Genomic DNA, 25,478 nt, shown 5'->3' with positions numbered 1-25,478 from the left:
GAGTTAGTTTCTTGAGTGCGGGCGTCTTAAGCAGACAATCGCCCAGCATCTGTCATCAGCCGCCCGTTAAGAGAGCGGCGCTTAGTGTACTCGTTTCGGTTAAGCAAAAAAGTCTATTTTGGCGCCATCGGCACCATAAAGCGCACGAGATTGATTATTCAGCCTTTGCTCTTGTACTTCATCGCCGTTAGCAGAATAACTACGCCACTCAGACTCTTGCCCTATTTGACTGGCAGTTTGGTTGGCTTGTTGACCTGACTGCTGCCCCGACTGGCCTGAGTCTTGACCAGATAAGAAGCCGGCAGCGGCTTGGTTTTGCGCTTGCTGCCCTTGCTGATTACCTTGCTGCTGGCCACCTTGCTGTAAGTTCATGCCTTGCTGCTGCAGCATCTCCCTTAAACGTGGCATGGCTTGTTCGAGTAACTCGCGCGCCTGCGGATGACTGGCCATAAATTGTACCTGCACCTCGCCCTGCTCCATGCGCACTTGAATACGCATGGCGCCAAACTCGGACGGATTCAGCTTAATGTCGGCTTCTTGTAAGTTCTGACTGACCAAAACTTGTGCTTGCTGCGCCAGCTGCTTGGCGTTTTGCTCCGCCGAGCCATGCAAGGTCAACGCCTTATCTAACATGGCGGTGCGCTCAGGCGAGGCCGCTAATAAGGTATTTTCGCGATTGATGAGTAAGCCGCTGGCCTCTTGGCCGGTACTTTCTAAGGGCTTGGTTTGCTCGGCAGTGGCTTGGCTTAAGCCACTGCCTGCAGCATTCGCGGCCAGCTCATTCACTGACACTGTGGCTTGGCCATCAGCCCGCTCAGCCTTAGTCAAAGCGGCGTTAATGGCCCGCGCGACACCGGATTTGTCAGCTAATTTTTCGTCTATGGCCGACGACGCCTCGTCAGTCGCTAAGGTTTGAGCCGTACCCTTGCTCGGTGCTTGTGACCAACGCTTGCCATGCTCAATTTGGGCCAACCAGTCCGGTGCTGCGGTGCGTGCCGCCTCGGGAGCAAGATTGGCCGTGCGGTTAGCCTGCTCGGTGTTAACGGCTTGCTCGCTCACTTGGGTTTGAGCTTGGGCTTGCATTTTAACGTCGGCGTGCTCCGCTAAAATTTGTGCCGCTTGGTTATTTGCCTGAGCAGATTGCGTGGCTTGAGCAGCTTGGGTCGCTTGAGCGCTAACCACCTGCGCAGACGATGCTAACCCTTGCGCGCTAGCAGCTTGAGCCGTGGTGCTGGAAGCGGCTGAGCTCGTTTGTTTGGCCCCACCTTCTGTTAGCTCGCCAGCTTTGGTGCCTGTGGTTGGCGATAAATCAGCTGGGTTTAGGGATCCTGTGGCGGCTATATTCGCGCTATTAAGTAAGGGGCCTTGATTGACCGCCGCTTTTACCGCCTCATTTGCTGCAGGGTTATCTGAATGCAACGTGGCTGCTTTGCTCTCTGCTTTATTCTCTACTTTATGCTGACCCTGCCCGTCGACAATCAGTGATTTAGCCGTGGATTCAGTATTGGATTCGGTATTTACAGCGGCCTGAGCTGGCGATGCAGCAGACTCAAGCGGCAAAGCGCTGCCGCCTTGCCGCTTGGTATTCATATCAGCTTGGGTGGCTGCGTTTTCACCAGCTTGGCGGCTCCGCTCAGCAAAAGCACTCTCATGAGCGTTGAGTGACGCTGACTCACGGCTTTTGCTCGTGGCTAGGCTATCTGCCTTGGCTTTGTCTTGCGAAGACTCAAGTTCAGAAGGCTCAAGCTCAGAAGATTCAAGGTAAGATGCCTGGTTTGGGGCAAGGCTAAGCGCAGGCGCAGGCGCACTCGGCGGCGCAAGCTCAGCTTGGTCTGCACTCGATTGGTCTGTACTCGCTTCATCTGCAGACTGGCGAGCACGCGTCTCGGTGGACGCAGCTTTGCTACTAACGTTAGAAGCGTTAGCGGCAGGCTCGGCATCCGTGTCGTCAGGCTCCGCGCTCTGCGCTTGCTCCGCCGGTTCAGCATGAACAGACTTATTTTGCACAGACGAGTCTTGGTCACTAGCGGCCACCGCAGCTTGATTGGTTGCGGATAAGGAAGAGGGAGATGATTGACTATCAGACTCTTGTGAAAACACCTCGGCAAACAGGCCGCCATTAGCCGCGCTCGCGGCCTTGCCTGAAACAGCTGCGCCTGTTTGTGCGTTTGTCTGTACGCTTACCGACATTATATTCATGGTCATTGAAGTGTTCCCCATCAATCCTGCGGCTTAATCGTCAGCCTAATGTGCTCTATCAAGCTGCGCGACGCGATTAAGCTCAGCGGCAACTTCAGACTAATGCCAGATTAATGCAAGAACCGAACCAAGATTTTAAGGGCGCGCCACGGTTTGGTTTTTCCTAAATATCAAACCATCCTGCTGCGCAGGACCGCCGAACAAGTTGGCGGCTACAGGAGGCGGGTATTTTGTAGGGCTCAATTTATTCGGGCCGGTTTTATGTTTGATTACAAAAACATCCGCTAACGCTCTCTGTGTAAAAAAAGAGCGACTACGTGTGCGGAGTCTGTGGTTGGCGTGGCGCTAAACACTATCTGTTACCGTTTTTTTGGCTGTAAAAGCGATGTAGCGTGAGTTCATCAAGCATTTTTTGCTCTTGCTTGTCGCTTTCTTTTAGCTTTCGTTCGGCTTCACGCTCGAGCAGGGTTTCTATGGCTTGCTTGCGCGCACGCACCGCCATCCAGCTAGCTCGGCTTTGTTCAAGCTGTTGGCGGGCGCTCTGTAGGCCGTCAACTTGCTGCTCTTGGGCCACTTCTAGCTTATTAATAAAGCCTTGAAAATGGCTGAATTGATTGGCAGTTAAGCCTGCTCGGCCTCGTTTTTGAAAGTCTTCGCTGTAGTTGCGCTGATATTGGCTGAGCATTTGCTGCTGCTGTACTAATTGCTGTAGCTGTAACTGGGCGGCCGACAACTCACTTGAGGCTTGGCGCTCTTTATTATCTAGCTGCTCCAGTAATAAATGCAGTGCTCTGCTCATTGCTTAAGCCTTTATAAAAGGGGAATAGGGACTGGTGATGGGTGAATTTTAACTCCCTAATCCACTATTCCCCAAGCCACTCTTCTCTAATCTCCAATCTCTAATCTCTAAACCACTCATCCCAACTCAGCCATCACTACTGCGCCCGCACTTAGTTAGCACGTAATAGCGGCGAGCTCATGTTGGCTAAGTCAGCCAAACACATGGGCATTTCTACTACATCTGTCATGCTTTGCGTTAAAAAATGCTCAAGACGGGGCCGGATCATAATCGCCATATCGATGCGCGGATCCGCACCAGACTGATAAGCGCCTAAGTTAATCAAGTCGTGGTTTTGCTGATACAGCGCATAGGCCTGCTTGACCGCTCGCGCCTGTTGCTGATGCTCTTGAGTGGTCACCGCCGTCATCACGCGACTGATCGACTTTTCAATGTCTATCGCCGGGTAATGGCCGCTGTCTGCCAGTTGGCGCGATAAAACGATATGGCCATCTAAGATGGCGCGCGAGGCATCGGCAATGGGGTCTTGTAAGTCATCGCCTTCGGTTAATACTGTAAAAAACGCCGTTATGCTGCCCTGCCCTTCGCCGCCATTTCCGGCCCGCTCAACTAAGGCCGGCAAACGGGCAAACACAGAAGGCGGATAACCCTTACTGGCTGGTGGCTCACCCACGGCCAGTGCAATTTCACGCTGGGCTTGGGCATAACGAGTTAATGAGTCCATCAAGAGCAGCACGTTTAAATTTTGATCACGAAAATATTCCGCCAAGGTTAAGGCGGTTTCGCAACCTTTAAGGCGCATCAAGGGCGATGAGTCGGCGGGGGCCGCCACTACCACGGCGCGAGCGCGGCCTTCCACACCCAATATTTCATCGATAAATTCTTTTACTTCTCGGCCACGCTCACCAATTAGGCCCACCACCACCACATCGGCTTTGGCACCACGGGTCATCATGCCCAGCAGCACACTCTTACCCACGCCGGATCCCGCAAATAAGCCCATACGCTGGCCTTGGCCCACGGTTATCAGGGCATTAATGGCGCGCACGCCCACATCCATCACCTCACGGATCGGTTTACGCGCCATGGGATTTAAGCGCTGAGCGGTAAAATCTGCGGTTTTGCTGGTCACTATTGGCCCAAGACCATCCAGCGGTTGGCCGATGCCGTCGATTACGCGGCCTAATAATTCCATGCCCACCGGCACACCTTCGCCTTGGCCGACGGGGGTGACGCGCGCACCTGGGATCACGCCCTTTAAGGATTCGCTGGGCATTAAAAACAGCTTGTCGTCGGAAAAGCCCACCACTTCGGCATCCATGTCGCCAAACAAGGTTTGAATTTTACACAAACTGCCCACGGCGGCGGTGCAGCCCACGGCCTCCAGCGTTAAGCCCACCACACGGGTGAGTTTGCCGCTGGCAGCCATGGCCGGCACTAAGCCTTTGGTTTGGTAGGTGTTAAGGCGTTTAAGAAGGGAGCTTTTAGTGTGGGGCATTAAGCCTATTCCGCGGCATATAGCTATTGGGTGCCATGTCGCTATTCTGCGCCATGGAATCGAGTCCAATTGGCTTTAAGGAAATTCGCCATTAACTCATCGATGCGTCGCGCCAGACTCACGTCCAGCTCAGAAAGGGCGGTTTTTACCCGTAAATCACCGCGAGCTTGAGCGGGTTCACTGATCAACTGCCAGTGGCGCGCAGCTATGCTGCGTTCATCAAAATGCTGTTCTAACACAGCTAAGTCTTCTGGATGCAAATACAAGGTAATACGTGTGGTGTCCCCGTGATTATCGGCGCTCGGCAAAGCAGACATGGCCTCTTGTACCGTGGCCAAGAGCAGCTGCGGCGAGGTAGTGGCCTCAGTTTTCAATAAATTGCGCGCCAGCTCTTGGGCCAGCGTCACTAAGCTTTGCTCGACGACTTTATCAACCTGCGCCAAGGGCGCTTGCAGCTGGCCGATTAACTGCTCCCACAGCTTTACTTGGGCGTCAATTTGCGCGCTACCCTCACTCAAGCCCTGCTCTATGCCTTGAGCGAGCCCGGCTTCATGGCCTTGCTGCAAGCCGGTTAAGCGCCCTTCTTCTTGGCCCACTAACGTGCCTTCTTGCTTGCCTTGCTCAAACCCTTCTTCATAGGCGGCTTGGCGAATTTCTTCTAGCGCTTCTGCGGTGAGGGGCTCGGGCTCATGCGTATCTTCTGGCTGATCATGAACCACATCGACGTGGCGTTTAATATTCAGCGCTTGGGTGGGCTCGGCTGCGGGCGGCAAAGCCTGATGCCCAGACAATTCCGGCCAAGGCCAGCTGTCGGATGAGGGTCCAGCTGCTAATTCTCTGTCTAACTCTCTGCTTAAGTCGGTATTAAGGCCGGTAGGGATGCGCCCGGGCTTAACGCCATAAGGATTGCGACTCATACGAAGTCGTCTCCGCCGCCTTTAGACAGCATCAGCTCGCCGCTATCGGCCAAGCGCCTTGCCGCCGCCAAGATTTCTTTTTGCGCCAGCTCTACGTCGCTGACGCGCACCGGCCCCATGGCTTCTAAGTCGTCTTGCAGTAATTCCGCGGCACGTTTAGACATATTCTTTAAAAACTTATCTTTAAGCTGATCGTCTGCGCCTTTTAATGCGCGCTGTAACAGTTCTCCGTTCACTTCACGCAGCAGCATTTGTATGCCACGGTCGTCCACGTCGATCAGGTTTTCGAACACAAACATCAAGTCTTGGATCTTCATGCTCATTTCTTCGTCTTCATCACGAATCGCATCCATTAAGGTGCCCTCGATAGAAGTATCCAGATAGTTCATGATGTTAGCAGCCGCCTTCAAGCCGCCCATTTTCGCGGCTTTGGCGCCACTTTGGCCGGCAAATTGTTTTTCCATGATGTCGTTCAGCTCTTGCAAGGCCGCGGGCTGCACTTCTTCTAACTCGGCGATGCGCATCACCAAATCGAGGCGTACTGGCTCGGCAAATTGCTGCAAAATTTCAGCTGCCTGCTCAGGGTCTAGGTACGACAGCACTATGGTTTGAATTTGCGGGTGCTCGTTCAAGATAATGCCGGCCACTTGGCGCGCATCCATCCACTTCAGTGAGTCCAGCCCGCGTGAGCCCGCCCCGGCCGAGATCTGATCCACCAAGCGTCCGGCTTTATCTTCACCCAGCGCCGCCACCAGCGCGTTACGCACGAAGTCTTGGCTGCCGACGCCAATTTTGGTAAAGCGCTGAATATCTTCGATAAATAATCTATGTACCGCGCCCACCCGCTCTGGGCCAAAATCGCCCATTCCCGCCATTTTCATGCCGAGCCGTTGCACTTGTTTAGGGTCGAGATGGCGAAATATTTGCGCGGCGTCTTCTTCGCGCAGGCTTAACATCAAGAGCGCAGCTCTTTCGGTGCCGGTCATATTATTGAGCAACTTACGCTGCTCATCGGTCACCATTAGCTGTTCGGTACTACTCATCGGCTTTCACCCAATCTCTGATCACTTGTGCCGCCAAATCTGGCTCGTTAGCCACCAAGGCCCGAATGGCCGACAGCACGTCTTCATCTTTATTCAGATCCGGCAGCTGCAAGCGCCCTTCGCGAATACCAAACATACCTTCATCTTGCTCGGCCTGTTGAGCTAACAGCGTGAGATCATCACTGCCTAACAGCGCATTTTGGCCGTCTAAATCAAATTCCTCAGGCAAATCTTCGCTGCCCAACAAACGGCGCACCATGGGCCGCACCAAGGTGAGTAATAACACCACCAGCACAATCACGGCACCTAAGATGCGTAACATGTGTAAAAACCACGCCTGCTGATAAAACGGCGTGCCGGTAATATCATCCATCACAGGGCGGTTAAAGGGCACGGCCACCACTTCGATGGCGTCACCCCGGCTTACATCAAAACCTAAGCCGCCGCGCAATAAACGGTCGATCCGCACCAGCTCTTCTTCATTTAACGGCACGCGGGTCACGGTACCGTCTTCAGCCACCACATCTTTATGATCCACGGCAACCGACACGGTTAAACGACGCACATCACCGGTGGCGTTTTGGCTGTGACTAATGGTGGTGTCCAGTTCAAAGTTACGGGTCGCTTCTTTTCGCGAGCGATCATTACTGCGCTTTTCTTGGGTGTTGGCATTAGCGGCATCTTCGGGAATATCTGACTCACCCGGCGGCTGATTAGTCAGCGCACCCGGAATGCCTAACGCGCCCAGGCCCGAACTCGTGTCTTCCATCACCATCTCGGAGCGCACCGCTGGCAGGTCCGGATTAAAAGACTTAACGGTTTGTTCGGTGCGGGTAAAGTCGAGACGCACATCCACTTCTGCGGTGTAGTTACCTATGCCCAATACGGGGCTCAGGATAGAGTCGATTTTTTGACGGTATTCGCGTTCTTGCTTTTGCTGCAGTTCAAATTCTCGACGGTTACGCGCCGAGAGCGGATCTTGCGAACCTGAATTTAATAGTCGGCCGTTTTGATCGGTCACAGTGACTTTATCGGGGGTCATCTCAGGCACGGCTGAGGCCACGGTATCGACGATAGAGTCCACTTCTTCTTGGCGCAGCGTGCTGCCACGGCGCAAGTTCACCAATACGGTGGCGCTGGGTTGACGTTTATCGCGCACAAACACGTTTTCACGGGGAATAGCCAACAGCACTTGCGCCTTACTCACGCTGTTGAATTGTTCAATCACACGGGCTAATTGGCGCTCACGGCTCAGGTTTAAGCGTTCACGCTCTAAGCGTTGACTGATACCAAAACCGGGATCGGATAACAGAATGGCATCGCCTTCTGGCGGGGCTTGCTGCAGGCCAGAACGACGTAAATTGAGTTGAATATCTGAGAAATGATCGGCACGCACCAAGACGGTGTTGCCTTCAATCTTATATTCGATTTTTTGAGCATCTAAATAATCAAGGGTCTCAATGAGTTCCTGATTATTGTACATGCCGAGCGGGCGCATCTCGGGCTCTTTGCCCCACAGCAACAAAAACACCGCCAGCGCCAAACAAATAGCCAGCGCCAATACGATAATTACCTGACGTAACACATCGGTATTACCCAACAGCGCAAACGGCGTGCTCTTTTGCTCTTCCGCCTCCAGAGAATTAGCCTCTGTGGTGGTAAGGGCGGTTTTGTCGGTAGTTACCAACGGATTATCAGCCACCAATCACGTCCTCATACCGGCATATTCATAATGGTTTTGTAGGCTTCAACGACCTTATTGCGCACTTGCACGGTCGCATCGAAGGCAATGCTGGATTTTTGACCGGCAATCATCACCGCTTCTAAACTGACACTCTCATCACCTAGTTCAAAACGGTTACTCAAGTCACCAGCACTCTGCTGCAAGCCGTTTACGTTGTTTACCGCATCAGAAAGCAAGGAGGCAAAATCATGCTTGGGAACAATTGTATTAGGTGCCGCCAACGGTTGCAGTTCACTGCGCATGGCCTGCATTTCTGATAATAAGCCGGTTGCTTGAATATCCATATGCCGAGGCTCCTGAATCTATAGGGGGAAGGTAATCATCACATCTAACAGTTGCATGCAATCTTAATGCCAGCTAGACAGACTAAAAAAGGCAACGAGCGGCCAGTATATAGTCTATGAGGTAGAAAACACAGCTAAGAGAAAGTGTTAAGCTAGAAGCCGGAAGTTAAAATAATCTCACCGCCTATAGACTCGCGCCCTCTTATTTCTCGCTTCCAGCTTTCGGCTTTAAGCTCATTACACTTCCATGCCCGCTTCGCGCATCCGCGCCAGCTTATAGCGCAAGGTGCGCGGGCTTATGCCTAGCTGTTCGGCAACAAGTTGCCGGCTACCGTCATGCGCTTGCAGCGCCTGCCAAATTATTTGCTGCTCTTGGCTGGCCAACTCTTGGCTCAAATCCGTAGCCGCCGCTTTATTCACTTCGCCTGCTGACTCACTGGCACCATAAGCACTACTCGCCTCATTAACTGCTAACTCCGCAACCGGCACACAGGGGTTTGCACTCAAAGGCTGAACGGCAGGCGCAGGCGTCAGTAATTCATCCAGCAAGATATCTTGTGCTTCAATCACTTGGCCTTGGGCCAAAATCAAGGCGCGCTGAATCACGTTGCCCAGCTCACGCACGTTACCCGGCCACTGCCAAGCCAACAAACGCGCTTTCGCAGACTCGCCCAATTGTAACTGGCTACGACCTAACTCTTTGGCATAACGCTGCAGCAAATATTCCGCCAACGGCACTATGTCGCCGGGCCGCTCGGCTAACGCCGGCCAATGCAGCGGAAACACGTTTAAGCGATAAAATAAGTCTTCACGAAAGCGCCCCTCCGCCACCGCTTGGCGCAAATCACGGTTACTGGTCGCTAACACCCGCACATCCAGTGCAATGGTTTTACGCCCACCCAAGCGCTCTACTTCTCGCTCTTGCAGCACCCGCAGTAATTTAGCCTGCAGGTTTAAGTCCATCTCGGTAATTTCATCCAACAAGATAGTGCCGCCATTGGCTTGCTCAAACTTACCGGGATTAGCCTGCACGGCGCCGGTAAAGGCACCTTTTTCATAACCAAATAACGTGGCTTCTAGCATATTATCGGGAATGGCCGCGCAGTTAATGGCCACAAACGCCGCCTTGGCGCGCTCAGACTTTTGATGAATAAAGCGCGCCAACACTTCTTTTCCGGTACCGCTGGGCCCGCTGATCATCACACTGGCACCAGACTCGGCCACCCGAGTGGCCAACTGCAACAGTTGAATACTGCTGGCATCGCCCACTACGGGATTGCCATCATCCAGCACGGGCTGAGTAATATGGCGCGAGACCACAGTCAAGAGCGCATCCGGCGTAAAGGGTTTAGCCAAATAATCCACGGCGCCCGCTCGTATGGCCGCCACCGCCCCCGACACTTGGGCATAGGCCGTCATCACCAACACCGGCAAGCCGGGAATGCGGCGGTTAATCCAATCCAGTAAACCTAAGCCATCCATGCCCGCCATTTGCACGTCTGTGATCACTAACTTGGCCGCATTATGTTGCAACCACACTATCGCAACTTCGGCACTGTCGACGGTGGCACACGAAAAGCCCGCCAGCAAAAGCGTATCTTGTAGCGCTTGTTGTAAGCCCGCATCGTCTTCTACTAATAAGATATCAACCACATCGGGCTGCACGTCATAAGTCATGGATAGGCCTCCTTAATATTTGTGAAGGGTAAAGGGTGAAGAGTAAAGCGAACGAGATAACACCTAAGCCCAGTGAAGCGTGATGAGGGAGGTGTGAAGCGGACAAGCTAATACAACGAACCTTTAGGTGCAGATCATTAGGTATCATCATTTCCATGTCGTCCTCTTCACCCTTAACTCTTGACTCTTCACGCCAAAGGCAGCCACAGGCTGAAACAACTGCCCTGCCCGGGCTGTGACTGCACCGATACTCGCCCTTGATGGGCGCGCATCACTGCTGCCACCGCCGCCAAGCCTAAGCCTGTGCCTTGGCTGCGGGTGGTAAAAAACGGGGTGAAGATGTTTTTCACGAGATTAGCGTCCATCCCCTTACCGTTATCCTGCAGCCGAATTTCTAGCTCACGCTCTGCCACCACCAACTCAAGGTGCAACTCAGAGGCACCGGCATCCACGGCATTTTCTAATAAGTTCAGCACTATGCCTTTTAGCGCATGGCTGTTACCCAATACTTGGCTTTGACTGCGGCTAATCTCTGACAGGCTTAAGGCAAGCGTCACGCCTTTGGGTACGAGCAAAGCATTTGCCGCCTCCACACACTCGGGTAATAACTCACTGAGCGCTAGGCTGTCCGCTAATGGGCCCTGTTCGGGTTTAGCAAATAATAAGATGTCGCTTATTTGGCGCTCAATATCATTGAGCCGGTCGATTAAACGCCGTTGAAACTGGCTGCGCTGTGTTTCTGTTAACTGCGGCGCCGCTAAATTGGCACCATATAACATGGCTGCAGACAAAGGCGTGCGAATTTGGTGAGCCAGTGTGGCGGCCATTTGGCCCAGTGCCGCTAAGCGCTGGGCATGACTTTGCTGCTCTACCCAAGCGCGAGTCGGCGTAAGATCGGTAAGTTGAATTAACTGGCCAGGCTGACCTTCAATATGAGATATGGCCAACTGAATACGGCGGCCATCTTTAAGCGACACCTGCAAACCATCATCTGGCTGCGGCGCAAATACTCGTTGGATTACAGCAGACCATGCCTCACCTAATAGCGGCTTATTTTGTAGCGGCTCACCCAGCGATGCAGCCAAGAGTCGTTGCGCCGCCGGATTCACTAACGCCACCCGCCCCCGTCCATCCAGCCACACCACGCCACTCGGCATAGCATTCACTAAAGCAGTCATACAAAAGGTGTCAGGCAGCACAGCTGTCGCATTATCAGGCATAGGAAGAAAATTCAGGGGATTATAGGCTGTTCATTCAATAAGCATGCCAGCCTGTCCCGTGAAGGGTAAAGAGTGAGGCGTGAGGAGGTAAAGAAACACTGTCTTTTGTAGTGTGCCGCTTTAGCTGGCACTCCCGTCTCAGCGGGAATATTTTAGACCATCCTGCTTCGCAGGGGAGAGCTCGTCTCGCCGTGACGAATCATTCCAGTTTAATCGAATATCCAGTGAATATTCGCAGTAGGCTGAAATGGTGAGCATCAATTCCTAAAGCGTGGGACTACAAGTGCGGTGCCTTTTTACTGGGATTGATATAACTTGAGGCCGCGACCGCCGGCCGGTTTTAGGTTACGCCTGCGGCGTAATGCGAGAGCAAGCGTTCGCCTACAACCACAGGCTCTTGTAGCCCGCAACTTGTTCGCGGGTCCTGCGAAGCAGGATGGTTTGAATGAAAAAGCTTAACTCAACACTTGCGGCTTGTCCGCGTATTCCGTGGCAAAAGCAGGTTTAGATTTAGTGTTTAGCTTGGTGCTTGGCGCCGGGCGCTCGGCGCTCTCACTTAGTGATGCCGTATTTTTTCATCTTCTCGACCAAGGTAGTGCGGCGCATGCCTAAGTGTTCCGCGGCGCGGGCGACGATGCCGTCATTCACGTCCAACGATTGGCTAATCATGTCCATTTCAATGTTAGCCAACATGTCTTTTAAATTAACGCCATCGGTCGACAAAGTAGGCGCCATAAAATCCGCCTCTTCTTCTAAGTCATCCAAGGTTTGAAAATCAAAAAAGTCGGCTTCGTTTTCACCCGCAAATTCATCGTTAGACTGAAACATGGCCGACAACGCATCGCGCTCGTCTAGCTCATCAAAGGGGCGCACTATTAGTTGTGCATTAGATACCGCCCGATATTTAACGGGCAAATCCCCTAACTGCACCACTTGGTTGGGGCATAAAATAAACATCCGCTCCACCAAGTTTGACAACTCGCGCACGTTACCCGGCCAATGCCATTGTTGCAGCGACTCTATGGCCTCAGACGAAAATGATAATTCGGCGTTATGGGTAGTACGATGACGACTAATCAGTTCATTGAGCAACAGCGGAATATCTTCTTGGCGCGCGCTCAAAGCCGGAGCTTCAATCGGGAATACATTTAAGCGGTAATATAAGTCTTCACGAAAACGCTGTTCATAAATCATCTGCTCAAGGTCGCGATGCGTAGCGGCAATTACCCGCACTTTAGCGGCAATCGGCCTCGTGCCGCCTACCCGCTCAAAGGTGCGCTCTTGCAATACGCGCAGCAGTTTTACCTGCATCGGCAACGGCATATCGCCAATTTCATCTAAAAACAGCGTGCCGCCTTCGGCCAGCTCAAAACGACCTTTACGGGCCGACACCGCACCCGTAAACGCACCCTTCTCATGGCCGAACAACTCACTTTCTAATAACTCAGCAGGAATAGCACCGCAGTTAATTGGCACAAAAGGCCCATCACACTGCAAAGACAACAAATGAATAGCACGCGCGATCACTTCTTTACCGGTGCCCGACTCACCCAACAACAGTACGTTAGCAGGCTTGTTGGCCACTTGTCGGATCAGGTTTTTTACATCGCACATAACGCCACTATCGCCAATCAACAACTCGTGCAACCGACAGTCTTTATCGTTTGATATCAATACAGGTTGCCAATTTTGCGCCTGTAATAACAGCGAGGTGAGTTCGTCATAAGTCAGCGAGGTTAAAGTACCTAACAAATTAGGCAAATGGCTGTGCGCCGCCGTTAAGCTAATAAAGGCGTGATGCGGAAATGTTTCGAGTAGCTCATTCAAAGACACATCCGTGTCTCCGACCAATACCGTCATATTTTGTGGCTGGTTCTGTAACCAAGCATGATCTTCCGCTCGGCTACCACTTCGCCATTCCACCTGCATAAAAGACAGTATGGCCTCGAGCTTTAAGCGTCGTTCCTGATTGTGATCCATGATCAAAACGCAGCTATTAAAGCTCATAGGAATTATGTCCTTACAATTCAGTTAGTTATTACAGATGTTTTTATTGCAGCTTTTTATTACAGCAAAATGTTGCTTTGCATTAAACACAGCATAACATTGTAAAAACGCATGTACACACCAGATGTCGTAATTCTGACACAAGCGTCAAAAAAACTCGAGTTAAGCTAGGCGCTCAAACCACCTGAGATTGATCTAGATCAAACCTAAAGATATTTTTGCCACGGAAGAACACGGAATCCACGGAAAAATAGAGATCAAATCTGAAAAATTTAATGGGGTAAGATCTAAAAAATAGCTCAAGCTACAGATCGGTGTTTTGTAGGCGAACGCTTGCTCTCGCATTTCGCCAAAGGCGGAAACACAGGGCAGTGTTGATTTTTTAGTGTTGAATGTTAAGTTAAAACCGTTCATTGCGAGGAGCGCAGCGACACGGCAATCTATGAACAGGCTGCCATATGCTTTACGTTGTACGCCTTACGTAAAACCAAACCGATGCCTGTGGTTTTGTAGGGTCCAATTCATTGGACCAAAAAAGTAGGCCCGAAGCCAAACAATGGATTGCCGCGCAGCACTCGCGATGACGGCATAAAAACGGTCAGAGCCAAACCCTTTCGTCCTTGCGAGGAGTGTAACGACGCGGCAATCCATGGTTGGGACCCTGTGCAGGCGTGCAGAATGGATTGCCGCGCTACGCTCGCAATGACAGCGTTTGTCCTATGGCTACAGGTTTTGTTCTATCTTACAGCTCCCCGAAGGGCTGGCCCTTACCAATAAGATTATTTGGCACTTTTTGCCCTTATCTCATCTTAATTTTTCTGTGGGTTCCGTGGATTCCGTGGCAAAAAATCCCTACCCCCTACCCCTAATCTCGGTCTGCTCCACGAAACACCAGAAACAATAAAGGGCGAAGGTAAAGCTGGAATGCCACCAAAAAAGTAGACACTTCTTCAAAGTGAGGAAGGGTATGCAATTTCGAACCAAACGTAAATTTAGTAATGAATTTAAGCGAGAAGCCGTTAAGCTTTCTGTTTCATCACCTAAAACCGTCGCTGAAATATCCAGTGAGATTGGGGTGCATCCAAACATATTAAGCCGTTGGCGACGAAAGTGGGTAATGGATAAATCTGATTCAAAGCAAGATAAACCCGTTGAAAATATAGGCCCTGATAAAAGTTTGAGCCAGTTGGAGCGAGAAAACAAACGTCTCCAGAAGAAGTTAGCGCGTGCAGAGCTGGAGCTCGACATCCTAAAAAAGCTGGAAGAGTACGCTACCAAGACACGTCGATAAAATTTGCTTTCATCGACCAGTATCGCAGCGCGAGTTGGACAGTGCTGGTGATGTGTAACGTACTTGAAGTATCACGTGCCGGTTATTATCGTTGGCAACAACGCCAATGGGAGCCTGCGGCTCAAACGCAGCGTCACCGCAGTTTGCTCACCTTTTTATTAGCGGAAGCGAAACAGCAGCACGGTATCGCGGGTTATCGGAAATTGTGGAGCGAAGCGGTCGACCGAGGCTTTGCCTGCGGTAAAAATCAAGTGCAACGCCTCTTACAGGGCGCAGGTTACCGTTCTTGTGTTGCGCCTAAGCCTGGGCACCGTAAACATAACCCGGGTATCGCGGCGACACCTAACCTACTTAACCGACAGTTTACAGTTGCTCAGGAGAACCGTGTATGGGTGTCAGATATTACTCAGATACGCTGTGAAGAAGGCTGGCTCTATCTGGCGGTGATAATCGACCTTGCTACCCGACAGGTGGTTGGCAAGGCTCAAGGGCCGGTTAATAGCGCTGAATTAGTGATTAAGGCCTTAAAGCAAGCTTGGGCGAAACAGAAGCCTGATGGGAGTGAACTGATGTTTCACTCAGACCAAGGTAGCCAATATCATTGCACGGCGACGATGGCTTGGCTGACTAAACGGAAGGTGACTATTAGCATGTCTCGTCGGGGAAACTGCTGGGATAATGCCTGTGCAGAAAGTTTTTTTTCTTTATTGAAGAAGGAATGGACCCGTCGTTTAGGTCTGCTGGCTCGCAAAGAGATGACAGAAGAAATACACTTCTACATCACGCAGTATTACCACAAAGTAAGACGACACACTGCGCTGGGAGGATTAACCCCCAACGCATATGCGCAGCAACTTAATGCTGCATAAATAGGTGTCTACTTTAGTCGGGCCATTCCAAGCGTTAGGTTTAACCCTTCACTCTTTACACTTCACCCTTTACTAGCAGCCTTTACTAACAGTAGAGCTCGCTTATGCAGGTACGGCTTGCTGTTCAACGGGGATTGCATGCCACCTTTCTGTGAAGTTCCAGCATATGACGTCCGATCACCATGGAGACAGAAGTGACTCATATTGACTTTGACAAGCTTGGGGTTATTATTGAAGTAACAACACCCCTCCCGCTACCCGTCAGATCAGCGCCCTGTGAGGGGTTACTCGTCTCTGGGCCATGCAAAACCTGCGAGGGCGTAAGATGAGCCGCCAGCCAAGATCATCCGCTAAAGTTGCCTTTACTAAATCGCCAACGTTATTTCCTGACCAAGTAAGCTTACTGCTACAGCGAGGTTTAGAGATCACCGATATTGTTAAAGCGCAGTTCTATTTAACGCAGCTTAACTACTATCGTTTTGCCGCTTATTGTTTGCCTTTCGAGCAAGACCACGCCACGCACCAATTTATAGTTGGCACTAGTTTTGATGATATTTTAAACCTTTATGTTTTTGACCGGGAATTAAGGCTACTGGTACTTGATGCTATTGAACGTTTTGAAGTTTCGTTGCGGATCCAAATTGCTTACCAGCTTAGTCATAGATATAACACAGCACACCCGCATCTAAAGCCTGAACTATTTGGTGACTTGCTGGAGTACGCTAATAGTTTGGGGAAATTAAGCGGTGACGTAAAACGAAGTCGTGAAGAGTTTATTAAACATTTAACGCAAAAGTACCAAGAACCTTTACCTCCAATTTGGGCTTGCGTCGAACTGCTTACCATGGGGCAACTCTCGCGCTGGCTGAGTAATATCAAATTGCGCGCCGACAGGCAGATAATCAGCAAAAGTTATGGGCTGGATGAAAAAACGCTTATCTCATTTTGTGAACACCTATCGTTAGTTCGGAACCTAAGCGCACATCATTCCCGTTTGTGGAATCGAGATTTTACCAAAACAACAATGCTGCCACGTCATGGTGAAGAAGCGTTAATTAACGGCTTATTTACTCTACCGGATAGTGACAGACGGCTGCGCAAAATTTACAACACCTTGGTTATGTTGGGATATTTAATGGACGTGATAAGCGGTGATCATCATTGGAAGCAACGCTTAAAAAGTCTACTCGATACACATCAGATAGACATTAATCGCATGGGCTTTCCAGCCGATTGGCAAGCGCGGTCAATCTGGCAACAAGAATAAGAATAACTCACTTAGCCGTATTCCAACCAACTACACCAAAACCTTTTTGCAATGCTTCCTTGTTACGAGAGACACTCCTTTTAATTTATGAGAAGCACGAAAAAATAGGACTCTTCGGAAGCTATAAGCTTGAAGCGGTAAGCACAGGGCTGTGTTGAGTGTTGAGTAAAAAGAGTGGGTCAATAAATATTTTGGCACTTTTCGCCCTTATCTCATCTTAATTTTTCTGTGCTTCTCATAAATAAAGAGGCGCGGATTCCGTTGCGAAGAGGTCTTTTATCTTTAGGGGTTGGGTTACAGATACACTAACGAAACGCCAGAAACAATAAAGGGCGAAAGTAAAGTGTTAGGTTTACCCCTTCACGCTTTACACTTCACCCTTTACTAATAACCAGTAGTCTTTAAGCAGGCACTTCTTGTTGATTCACAGGGATGGCATCCCAGCCTTCTTTAATGCCACGTAGCAAGCCGCTTATGCTTTCTAACTTACTCACATCGTTGGTTAAGTTAACACTAATTAACTCCGACATCATAAAGTCATATAAACCGCCAAGATTAGTCGCAATCTCGCCGCCATCTTCATAATCTAGAGACAAGCGCAGTTCGTCAATAATCATCATGGTAGAGCTAATCAGCTCGCCACGTTGGGCATAGTTTTTATGCTCTATCGCAGTTTTAGCCTTCGCTAAGCGCTCTAGCGCGCCAGCTAACAGCATTTGTACGATGCGGTACGGCGAGGCCACGGTTTTTTGACTGTCTAACGCTACTGATTTATAAGCTCTCATTGAGCCACGCATAGGACCTGCCATTACTGCTTACTCCTGATATTTTACGCTTTGATAGGCCTGCTGAGAGCGCCGACCTTTTTGAATGGTAGATAATTGTTCGCCAAGCTTAGCCTTAACTGTTTCAGCTAAGCTGCTAAGCTTGCGAGAACGCTCAATAATATCTTGCACTTGCGTCTGCGTGGCTGAGCCTTGTGCCGCCACTTGCTGTACTAAAGCGGCACGCTGCTGCAAATGCTTATCAAACGCTTCATCGTCAAACTCACCAAGCTCCACTTGCAGCGCAATAAATAGCGCCTTATCGAGTTCAGCAAGTTCTTGCAAAAAACGTTCCGACATTAGCTTTCCTTTACAATGCAAATTAAAATTTAGATAACATGCTCACCGGGTGAGCATGTTATTAGGATTTACGATTGCAAGGGCATCAACATAGACATCATGGTGTTCATCTGGTTGTTCATATTGGCAATCATGGAGTCCATAGCATTAAATTGTTTCATAACGCGCAGCTCAAACTTACCCATACGCTCGTCAAGATCGAGGCGTTGCTGAGTAAACTTACCAGCCTGTAAATCAAGCGACTCTTTCTTGGTAGTGATAGTACCGCCACGGCCAGTAAAACCTTCCAGCATAGTATCAAGCTTGTTGGCTAAGCCACTGTCACCATCGAACAAGCGACCAATACCATCAAAGTTATTGGCAATATGATTATCGAGAATTTTATTGTCTATCTCTAACGTGCCATCACGTTTAGTGGTAATACCCAAATCAGATAATGACTTTAGCGAACTGCTCGCGCCCTCTACCTGTTCACCCATGGCGTCACGTAACTGAGTGCTAATGGCACGTAGCAGGCTGTCGCCATTAAGCGGACCGGCTTTTTTATTTTCAGCATCATAGCTGCTGAGCTTTTTAGTGGTTCCAACTATCTTGTTGTAGGACTCAACAAAGCTTTTTAAGTTCTCGGTAACCGATTTTTTATCATTAGCTATCGTCAGCGTGATACTGGGATCATCAGTAGTACTGACTTTATCTAAATTAAGCGTTACTCCAGCAATCACATCACTGATCTCGTTGGAACCACGAGTTACAGTTGCACCGTCAACTTTAATAACCGCATCAACGGCAGGTTGAATGTTATCCAACTGACCAGTAGCAAAGATGTCACCAAAATCGCCTGCGCCCGCATTAATCTCAATCTTATTTTCGGTGCCTGTCTTATCACCAAACAGAACTAACCGAGAACCGAGATCGTCTGTTACTACAGTAGCGCGAACGCCCGTATTGTCATCTGCTTGGTTAATGGCTTGAGCTATATCTGCTAACGAGCTTTTCTCTGCATCAATATTAACAGTAAATGCCTTGCCACCCATCCCCAAAGTGAGGCTACCCGCACCAATATTATCTTTGCTGCTAACGCCATCAGCCAAATAGCCAGAGCCTACTTTATCTGCTTTAGCTAACGTCACTACAGATATATCATAGCTACCCGCAACCGCATTCTTATCTACTTTTGAAGTTAAAAAACCTTCCGTAGATAAGGCTACTGAGCGGGTTTGAAAAGCATCTTTCGCGGTGAGATCTTTAAGGGATTTTTGGAATGCATCCAGCTCTTTTTTAATCGAAGCATAAGCCGATATTTGTACATCTACGTTGCTTTGCTTGCGTTTAATCGCATTCTCTTTTGGCACACGTTCCGCATCAACAGTAGCATCCACAAACTGCTGTACCGGAAAACCTGAACCAACCCCTGGTATACTAAGACCCGCCATAATAACCTCCCGTACCTAAATTTAAGCTGTAAACTTAGGCTCTAATATTTAGGCTTTAACGTTAATCAAGCCGCCGCTGGCTTCCGCTAAGCGCGCTATCACTTCCAGCAACTCTTCGGTGGGAATTTGGCGAATGGTATCACCACTTTTTTTATCCACCACAGTGACTACATTGCGGCCAGAATCTTCGTCTACGCGAAACTTCAGCTCATGAGTAAAGCTACCAACAAATGAGTCCATTTGCTCGGCCATTTCCTCTAATTGCTCTGCCGTTAGCTCTTGGTGCTGTTCTGCAGGGGCATTATTTTTAGCTCCTGCTTTGTCCACTGCCTGCACGGCTTGTATCGTTTGAGTGGTTTCACTACCAAGTGGTTGGGCCGCCATAAATTGCGGCTTAGCATCTGCTGCTAAAACTGGCACCTTAGGCGATAGAGGTAGTATATCCATAGTTGTACCCTCAAGCTTTCGCTACTCAGATTAACAAATGAAAATGCTGTTTAGCTTAATGCACTAACAAAAAATGTGTGAAGTGTGAAGGGTAAAGAGTGAGGCGAACAACATAAGCAGAAACTACACACCATGCTCAGTTCATAAAGGTTCTGTATTGCAAGCTTGTCCTTTTATCGCTTTACTCTTCACCCTTTACCTATTTTGCTAACAATTTACTAAGCTAAACAGCCTTAAATCAAAAGAACCGAGGGCCTTAGCCCCCGGTTATCAGTACTTAGATTATTAACCCAGCAGCGATAATGCTGCCTGGGGGATTTGCTTAGCTTGGGCAAGAATCGAAGTACCGGCCTGCTGCAAGATTTGCTGCTTGGTCAGGTTCACCGTTTCTTGCGCAAAATCCACGTCTTTAATACGCGACATACCGGCACTCACGTTCTCGCGGGTATTGGCCAAGTTGTTAATGGTGCTTTCTAAGCGGTTTTGAGTGGCACCCATTTTAGCGCGCTCGCCATCCACTTGTTTTATTGCAGCGTCAATAGTTGTTATGGCTGTACCATATGCAGCGTGATCTGCAGCAATAGTAGAAGCAGCAGCAGGAGTAGCAGTGGCCACATTAAGAACATCACCTAAACCAGCTGCATTTACGCCTAATGATGTAGCATTTGCTTTAGCTATTTTAATTTCAAGCGTCTCACCTTCATCCGCACCAATTTGCAGTGTCTTAGAGGAAAAGTCGCCATTTAACAATTTCTGCCCACCAAACTTGGTAGTGTTAGAGATATTATCAATCTCTTTTACCAGCTCTGCCATTTCTTCCTGAATCGCTACGCGGTCTTCATCGGAGTTAGTATCGTTCGCCCCTTGGGCCGCCAGATCTCGCATCCGTTGCAAAAGTTCAGTCGTTTCGTTCAAGGCGCCTTCTGCGGTTTGAATGATGGAGTTACCATCTTGGGCGTTCTTCATCGCCACGCCCAAGCCACGAGCCTGTGAATTCAAGCGGTTAGAAATTTGCAGCCCCGCGGCATCGTCTTTCGCCGAGTTAATGCGGCTACCGGTAGACAAACGCTCCATAGAGGTAGCCAAATGGTTGCTAGAGGCATTGAGGTTACGCTGAGCGCCCATTGCGGTAACGTTAGTGTTTACTGTAATCGCCATAATTAAACTCTCCATTGAGGTTTGTTCCGGCGCTATGCCGGTGTGCTTTATTGTTGAAACAAGAGTTATTGATACTAATGCTTCGCTGTTATCTAGGGTATCGACATGGACGGCGATAACTTTAAAACTTTTTTCACTTTTCTTTTTGGTGCTTATCTTGCCGCTTCTTTACTATCTAGTCAGAAAAGTGAAGTGCAACCGCCTTGCCTTACCTGTATTAATGCTTCGTTAAAAAAAGTATCGGCACTCATTTGAGAAGCTTTAACAAAAAAATCAGCGCCGAGCGCCCAGCACCAGACGCCAAGCTAAAGACATAACCGACCGCAGAGCAGCCACATATACGAAAAGCAGGGATGCGAGCAAGATGACTTAAAGATAAACACCTTCGGCCCTTCGGGCAGCTGTACGCCGTAGGCAAAGGACAAAGGACAAATACCAAGGGACTGTGATTAGGGATTAGAGCAGGACAAAACCAAAAGCTACGCCAAACGTGCTCCTCTATCTATTCCCAAGTCCCCAATCCCTATTCACATCTAGCCCCAGTACCTAAGCCCTACGGGCAGCTGTCGGCGATGCCTTTCTACCTATCGCTGGTAAGATAACTGTTGCTAGATATTTTTCTGCTTGCAACGCCTAAGCAAGCCATTAACATACTTGCATGATATTACCAATTGTAAACTTATAATGAAACAGACACAGTCACTGACTAAAGAGCTAACTCAGCTTAAGAAACTACTAACAAACGGCCAAGCTGAAGCAGCGATAAGCAAAGCGGAAACGCTGCAAAGCCAACATCCAAGTAACTTAGAGTTGATGTGGGTTTTGGCCAAGCTTTACCAAGAAAGCAACCACTTAACACAATTGCAAAGCCAACTGGAACTTATTCATAATCAGTATCCAAATGAGGTGCAGGCCTTGGTGCAACTGGCTAATCTCTACTATCGGCTTAAAGATAATAAAAAAGCGCTGAATTACATTAATCTGGCCGAAGAGGTAGCACCCGAAGATCTACAAACACTCAATCATAAGAGCCTCATTCTAAATGAGGAACTTCAATACAGTGACGTAATTGACACTCTTAAAAAAATTATCGATCTTGGCAAATCAACCTCTTATGTGTGGAGCAATTTAGGCTTAGCACACCAAAGCTTAGGGCTGTTTGATTTGGCAGAAGGCTATTACCTTAAAGCTATCGAAATGGCAGGAAAAAAAGGGGATTCGCCCTATAACAACTTGATTGTGTTAAACCATTATGTTCCCAACCCTTCACCGCAAAAAATATTTAACCTCGCCACCCGCTGGGAGAAAAAATATGCTAGCGAACTCAAGCCCGTTAGCTTAGGTGATAGAACTAAGCTACCTAATAAAAAGCTAAGAATTGGTTTAGTATCGGACGGTTTTCGCACTCATCCCGTAGGGCAAATGATCACCCAGATTTTAGAGTTATTGCCAAAGCATGAAATTGAGTTATTCGCCTACAGCACCAGTTTAAAAGAAGATCCCATCACTAATCGTATTAAACATTGCTTGGCACAGTGGATTACCGTTGACCACCTTAATGAACAGCAACTAGCCGAAAAGTTAGCCAAAGACCAGCTCGATATACTTTTTGATTTAAGTGGCCACATGAGCGGCTGCCGCATGCGGACTATGGCCATGAAGCCAGCACCTATCTTAGTGAAATGGGTAGGCGGATTAATTAATACTACCGGACTGAGCACTATGGATTATCTTTTATCTGACGCCATAGAAACTCCAGACGGTGTAGATGACTGGTATACCGAAAAACTGATCCGCATGCCACACGACTATGTATGCTATGAAGCGCCTGCTTATAGTCACGATGTATACTCTCCTCCAGTGACGCATAATGGCTACATTACCTTAGGTTGTTTTAATAATCCGCAAAAAATTAATGCGGTGGTATTAGAACAATGGGCTAGCATCATGCATCAGCTGCCCAACTCTCGATTGTTTTTAAAAAGCTTTCAATTTAACAGCTCAATTTTAGTCGATAACGTGACCAACACCATGGCTGAGTTCGGCATAACTGCTGAACGGTTAATAATTGAAGGGCCATCCAGCCATAGTGAACTATTAAAAGCCTATAACAAGGTAGATATAGCATTGGATCCTTGGCCTTACTCTGGCGGACTCACCACTTGTGAGGCTATGTTTATGGGAGTCCCCGTCGTCACCCTACCCGGCCCAACTTTTGCTGGTCGTCACTCCGCTACCCATTTAACTAACGCAGGCCTTGGCCAGTTGGTGGTTGATAACTGGGATGACTACCGTAGCTTAGTGATAGACTTGGCCAACGACGTGGATAACTTAGCCAATATTCGCCAACATTTACGCAGCGCTCTATTAGAGTCCCCTGTTTGTGATGCCCCAAGCTTTGCTCGGCACTTTTCTAATGCTATGCGCGCCATTTGGCAACGCCATTGCGAAGGCCGCCCCACAGCCGCGCTTACTTTAAATGCCGAAGGCGAATGTCAGTTTGCTGATCAGTCTGCACCTATACAATTACAGATTCCCGTCGAGGCCGAGCAAGACTCAGCTGCTTCAGACGATGAGCAATCATTTAGCTTTAACTTTACCGGACTCATTACCGCACTCGATCACGGTGCAAGTTTAGCCAGTCGCCCTTATTTTAGAGATTTTCTGAAGAAAGGCGGCGTAAACTATATTTGTTTAGATCCAGGTGGGGTAATACGTAACGCCCAGCAATTGCAACATACTGAGCTATTCCATCACTTCCCGCTTATGGTGTTGGGTGATGGCAGCAATATAGAATTGCGCTTAGCGGTGGAAGCAGAGCTTTCTAGTACTTTGCCCTTAGCACCGGATTCAGACTCTTCTACTCAGCCAGCACTAGTTAGCACAACCGCTGTAACCAGCAACCGCATTGATGATATTAAGGGGATTGATAGCATCGATTGGTTGATCCTTGATTTACAGCACAATAACCGCAGTATTCTAGAGCATGGTCAGAAAAAACTCGCTAACGCTTTATTAATAGAAGTATTCGTCAGTTTCTTACCCGAACATGTAGAACATATTAGCCTAACAGCTATTCAGACTGTTCTTGCTGAAGCAGGACTAGAGCCATTAGCAATAAACAAAACACAAGATGACGCAAATGTTGGTCAAGCAATATTTATCCCTAACCAGAAAAAACTTGAGCAGTTAAACAGCAACCAGTTAATGAAGCTAGCTTTCTTACTAGACACTGTATACAACGAAAAAGAAGTCGCTCACAAGCTAATCAGCAAAGTAGATAAAAAACAAGCGTTGCTGTATTTTGAAGAAAACCTTAAATCACAAAGTGACTTACTAGACAACAAAAAAACAAAAAAAATAAAAGAAATCACATCTAAAAATAATACTATCGTGCATATTGGCTTCAATAACATGCACTTGCAAAACTTAGTAAATATTCTCTCTGAAGAAGAAAACAAAAATGACTTTGAGCATTTTTTCTTTATATCAAGATCTCGCTCAATTCCTAATTGGGACATAGATTTATCTAAAAACAAAAACGCTTTGTTTTTCAATTCAGAAACACAACTCGATAATGTATTAGCTATATGCTTAAGTGAGCATGTAAATAAAATAATTTTTCATGGTCTCTTCTTCCCTTGGCAAAATACGCTACTAGGAAAAATTGGACATAAAAATAAAGTTGCTTGGATTATCTGGGGTGGTGACCTTTATAATAACTTAAAAATAAAAAATGAAAACATAAAGCATGTAGATATTATAGGAACAGTTGCTGAAAAAGATTATGATGTGTTTAGTAACATCTACGGACAAAGAGCCCACCATCCCTTTTATTACTTCGGACCAAATAACTATATAAATATACAGCAACCAACTAAAAAAGAAAAAACAATCATAGTCGGCAACAGTGGCGACCCGAGTAACAATCATATTGAAATATTATTAGAGCTATACAAAAAGAAAGATATAAAAGATTATAAAATAATAATCCCTATATCTTACAACGCCAACGCAGATCATGTAAACATGATAAAATCAACAGTGAAAAAGCTAAACTTATCAGATACTACAGAAATAATGGAAGGCTTTATTCCGCCTGTCGAGTATTTTTCTATCATCGCAAAGTGTGAAGTGTTCGTGACAGCACATAATCGACCTCAGGCTGGTGGAAACTTACAGGCTTCAATATTTTTTGGTAATAAAACAATTCTAAAGAAAAAAATATCAGTAGAACACAAAACTATTACTAACCCAATGTGGACTAAAATAGAAAAAATGGACCTTTCAGCTATAGACTATGCGGATTTTGAGAACATTGACCGAATCTCTAATTTAAAAGAAAAAAACCAATATACTTTGAAAGATAAAAAAGAAAAGATTGTAAGGACTGCAGGGCATGATAACGCACTATACAACATGGAAGTATTTTTCAATTTATAAATTATAATTATTCAGAGTAAATTAAAAGGAGCGTTAAGCGCTCCTTTTACATCATAAA

General features: G+C 48.2%; 18 protein-coding genes. 3 read left to right on the top strand and 15 right to left on the bottom strand.

Translation table 11 applies throughout. From position 1 onward, the window contains the following. Positions 1-99: 99 nt before the first annotated feature. The 10 genes from ACEN2G_RS03095 to ACEN2G_RS03050 all read right to left on the bottom strand — a co-directional run bounded on the left by ACEN2G_RS03095 (position 100) and on the right by ACEN2G_RS03050 (position 13,388). Entirely contained in the window at positions 100-2,205 is a 2,106-nt protein-coding gene (locus ACEN2G_RS03095) for a flagellar hook-length control protein FliK (protein WP_442020001.1), read from the bottom strand. Positions 2,206-2,551: 346 nt separating this feature from the next. Then, positions 2,552-2,998, bottom strand: a complete 447-nt coding sequence (fliJ, locus tag ACEN2G_RS03090; protein WP_442020000.1) for a flagellar export protein FliJ — start codon at positions 2,996-2,998, stop codon at positions 2,552-2,554. Between the two features lie 151 nt (positions 2,999-3,149). After that, positions 3,150-4,496 carry a flagellar protein export ATPase FliI gene (fliI, locus tag ACEN2G_RS03085; protein ID WP_442019999.1) on the bottom strand — a complete coding sequence of 449 codons (1,347 nt, stop codon included), beginning with the start codon at positions 4,494-4,496 and terminating at the stop codon, positions 3,150-3,152. A 41-nt stretch (positions 4,497-4,537) separates the two neighbouring features. After that, positions 4,538-5,413, bottom strand: coding sequence for a flagellar assembly protein FliH (fliH, locus tag ACEN2G_RS03080; protein ID WP_442019998.1), 876 nt, complete (start codon positions 5,411-5,413; stop codon positions 4,538-4,540). Next, the gene (fliG, locus tag ACEN2G_RS03075) at positions 5,410-6,456 is read right to left on the bottom strand and encodes a flagellar motor switch protein FliG (RefSeq protein WP_442019997.1); all 1,047 of its coding nucleotides are present in this window, start codon (positions 6,454-6,456) and stop codon (positions 5,410-5,412) included. Before fliG ends, fliH begins: the two co-directional genes overlap by 4 nt. After that, on the bottom strand, positions 6,449-8,158 hold the full coding sequence (fliF, locus tag ACEN2G_RS03070; RefSeq protein ID WP_442019996.1) for a flagellar basal-body MS-ring/collar protein FliF: 1,710 nt from the start codon (positions 8,156-8,158) through the stop codon (positions 6,449-6,451). The genes fliG and fliF overlap by 8 nt, the downstream gene beginning before the upstream one ends. 11 nt (positions 8,159-8,169) lie before the next feature. Continuing rightward, the gene (gene fliE / locus ACEN2G_RS03065; protein ID WP_442019995.1) at positions 8,170-8,484 is read right to left on the bottom strand and encodes a flagellar hook-basal body complex protein FliE; all 315 of its coding nucleotides are present in this window, start codon (positions 8,482-8,484) and stop codon (positions 8,170-8,172) included. A 237-nt stretch (positions 8,485-8,721) separates the two neighbouring features. Next, the gene (locus ACEN2G_RS03060) at positions 8,722-10,161 is read right to left on the bottom strand and encodes a sigma-54-dependent transcriptional regulator (protein WP_442019994.1); all 1,440 of its coding nucleotides are present in this window, start codon (positions 10,159-10,161) and stop codon (positions 8,722-8,724) included. Between the two features lie 188 nt (positions 10,162-10,349). Further along, entirely contained in the window at positions 10,350-11,339 is a 990-nt protein-coding gene (locus ACEN2G_RS03055) for a sensor histidine kinase (protein ID WP_442019993.1), read from the bottom strand. Between the two features lie 594 nt (positions 11,340-11,933). Beyond that, positions 11,934-13,388 (bottom strand): sigma-54 dependent transcriptional regulator, encoded by a 1,455-nt coding sequence (locus ACEN2G_RS03050; protein ID WP_442019992.1) that lies wholly within the window; start codon positions 13,386-13,388, stop codon positions 11,934-11,936. 967 nt (positions 13,389-14,355) lie between these two features. On the opposite strand from ACEN2G_RS03050, the gene ACEN2G_RS03045 reads away from it, so the two are divergent. Both ACEN2G_RS03045 and ACEN2G_RS03040 read left to right on the top strand, forming a co-directional pair. Beyond that, a protein-coding gene (locus tag ACEN2G_RS03045) for an IS3 family transposase (RefSeq protein ID WP_442019991.1) occupies positions 14,356-15,548 on the top strand; the annotation gives its coding sequence in 2 pieces (ribosomal slippage) (positions 14,356-14,653 and positions 14,653-15,548; 1,194 coding nt in all). A gap of 325 nt (positions 15,549-15,873) precedes the next feature. Further along, positions 15,874-16,815, top strand: coding sequence for an Abi family protein (locus ACEN2G_RS03040; protein ID WP_442019990.1), 942 nt, complete (start codon positions 15,874-15,876; stop codon positions 16,813-16,815). A gap of 401 nt (positions 16,816-17,216) precedes the next feature. On the opposite strand, the gene fliS is transcribed toward ACEN2G_RS03040, so the two are convergent. From fliS to ACEN2G_RS03015, 5 genes are all read right to left on the bottom strand, one after another. Continuing rightward, entirely contained in the window at positions 17,217-17,624 is a 408-nt protein-coding gene (gene fliS / locus ACEN2G_RS03035; protein ID WP_442019989.1) for a flagellar export chaperone FliS, read from the bottom strand. A gap of 6 nt (positions 17,625-17,630) precedes the next feature. Further along, complete coding sequence (locus ACEN2G_RS03030) at positions 17,631-17,939, bottom strand: hypothetical protein (protein ID WP_442019988.1); 309 nt, start codon at positions 17,937-17,939, stop codon at positions 17,631-17,633. Positions 17,940-18,007: 68 nt separating this feature from the next. Beyond that, entirely contained in the window at positions 18,008-19,372 is a 1,365-nt protein-coding gene (gene fliD / locus ACEN2G_RS03025; protein WP_442019987.1) for a flagellar filament capping protein FliD, read from the bottom strand. A 48-nt stretch (positions 19,373-19,420) separates the two neighbouring features. Further along, on the bottom strand, positions 19,421-19,819 hold the full coding sequence (locus ACEN2G_RS03020; RefSeq protein ID WP_442019986.1) for a flagellar protein FlaG: 399 nt from the start codon (positions 19,817-19,819) through the stop codon (positions 19,421-19,423). Positions 19,820-20,104: 285 nt separating this feature from the next. Beyond that, on the bottom strand, positions 20,105-20,977 hold the full coding sequence (locus ACEN2G_RS03015) for a flagellin N-terminal helical domain-containing protein (RefSeq protein WP_442019985.1): 873 nt from the start codon (positions 20,975-20,977) through the stop codon (positions 20,105-20,107). 684 nt (positions 20,978-21,661) lie between these two features. Between ACEN2G_RS03015 and ACEN2G_RS03010 the strand changes: the two genes are divergently transcribed. After that, entirely contained in the window at positions 21,662-25,420 is a 3,759-nt protein-coding gene (locus ACEN2G_RS03010; RefSeq protein WP_442019984.1) for a TDP-N-acetylfucosamine:lipid II N-acetylfucosaminyltransferase, read from the top strand. Positions 25,421-25,478: the final 58 nt, after the last annotated feature.

The organism is Oceanisphaera sp. W20_SRM_FM3 (assembly GCF_052119705.1).
Taxonomy (GTDB): Bacteria; Pseudomonadota; Gammaproteobacteria; order Enterobacterales; family Aeromonadaceae; genus Oceanimonas.
The sequence above is the reverse complement of the archived record's forward strand: the minus strand, read 5'-3'. Positions and strand labels throughout refer to the sequence as shown.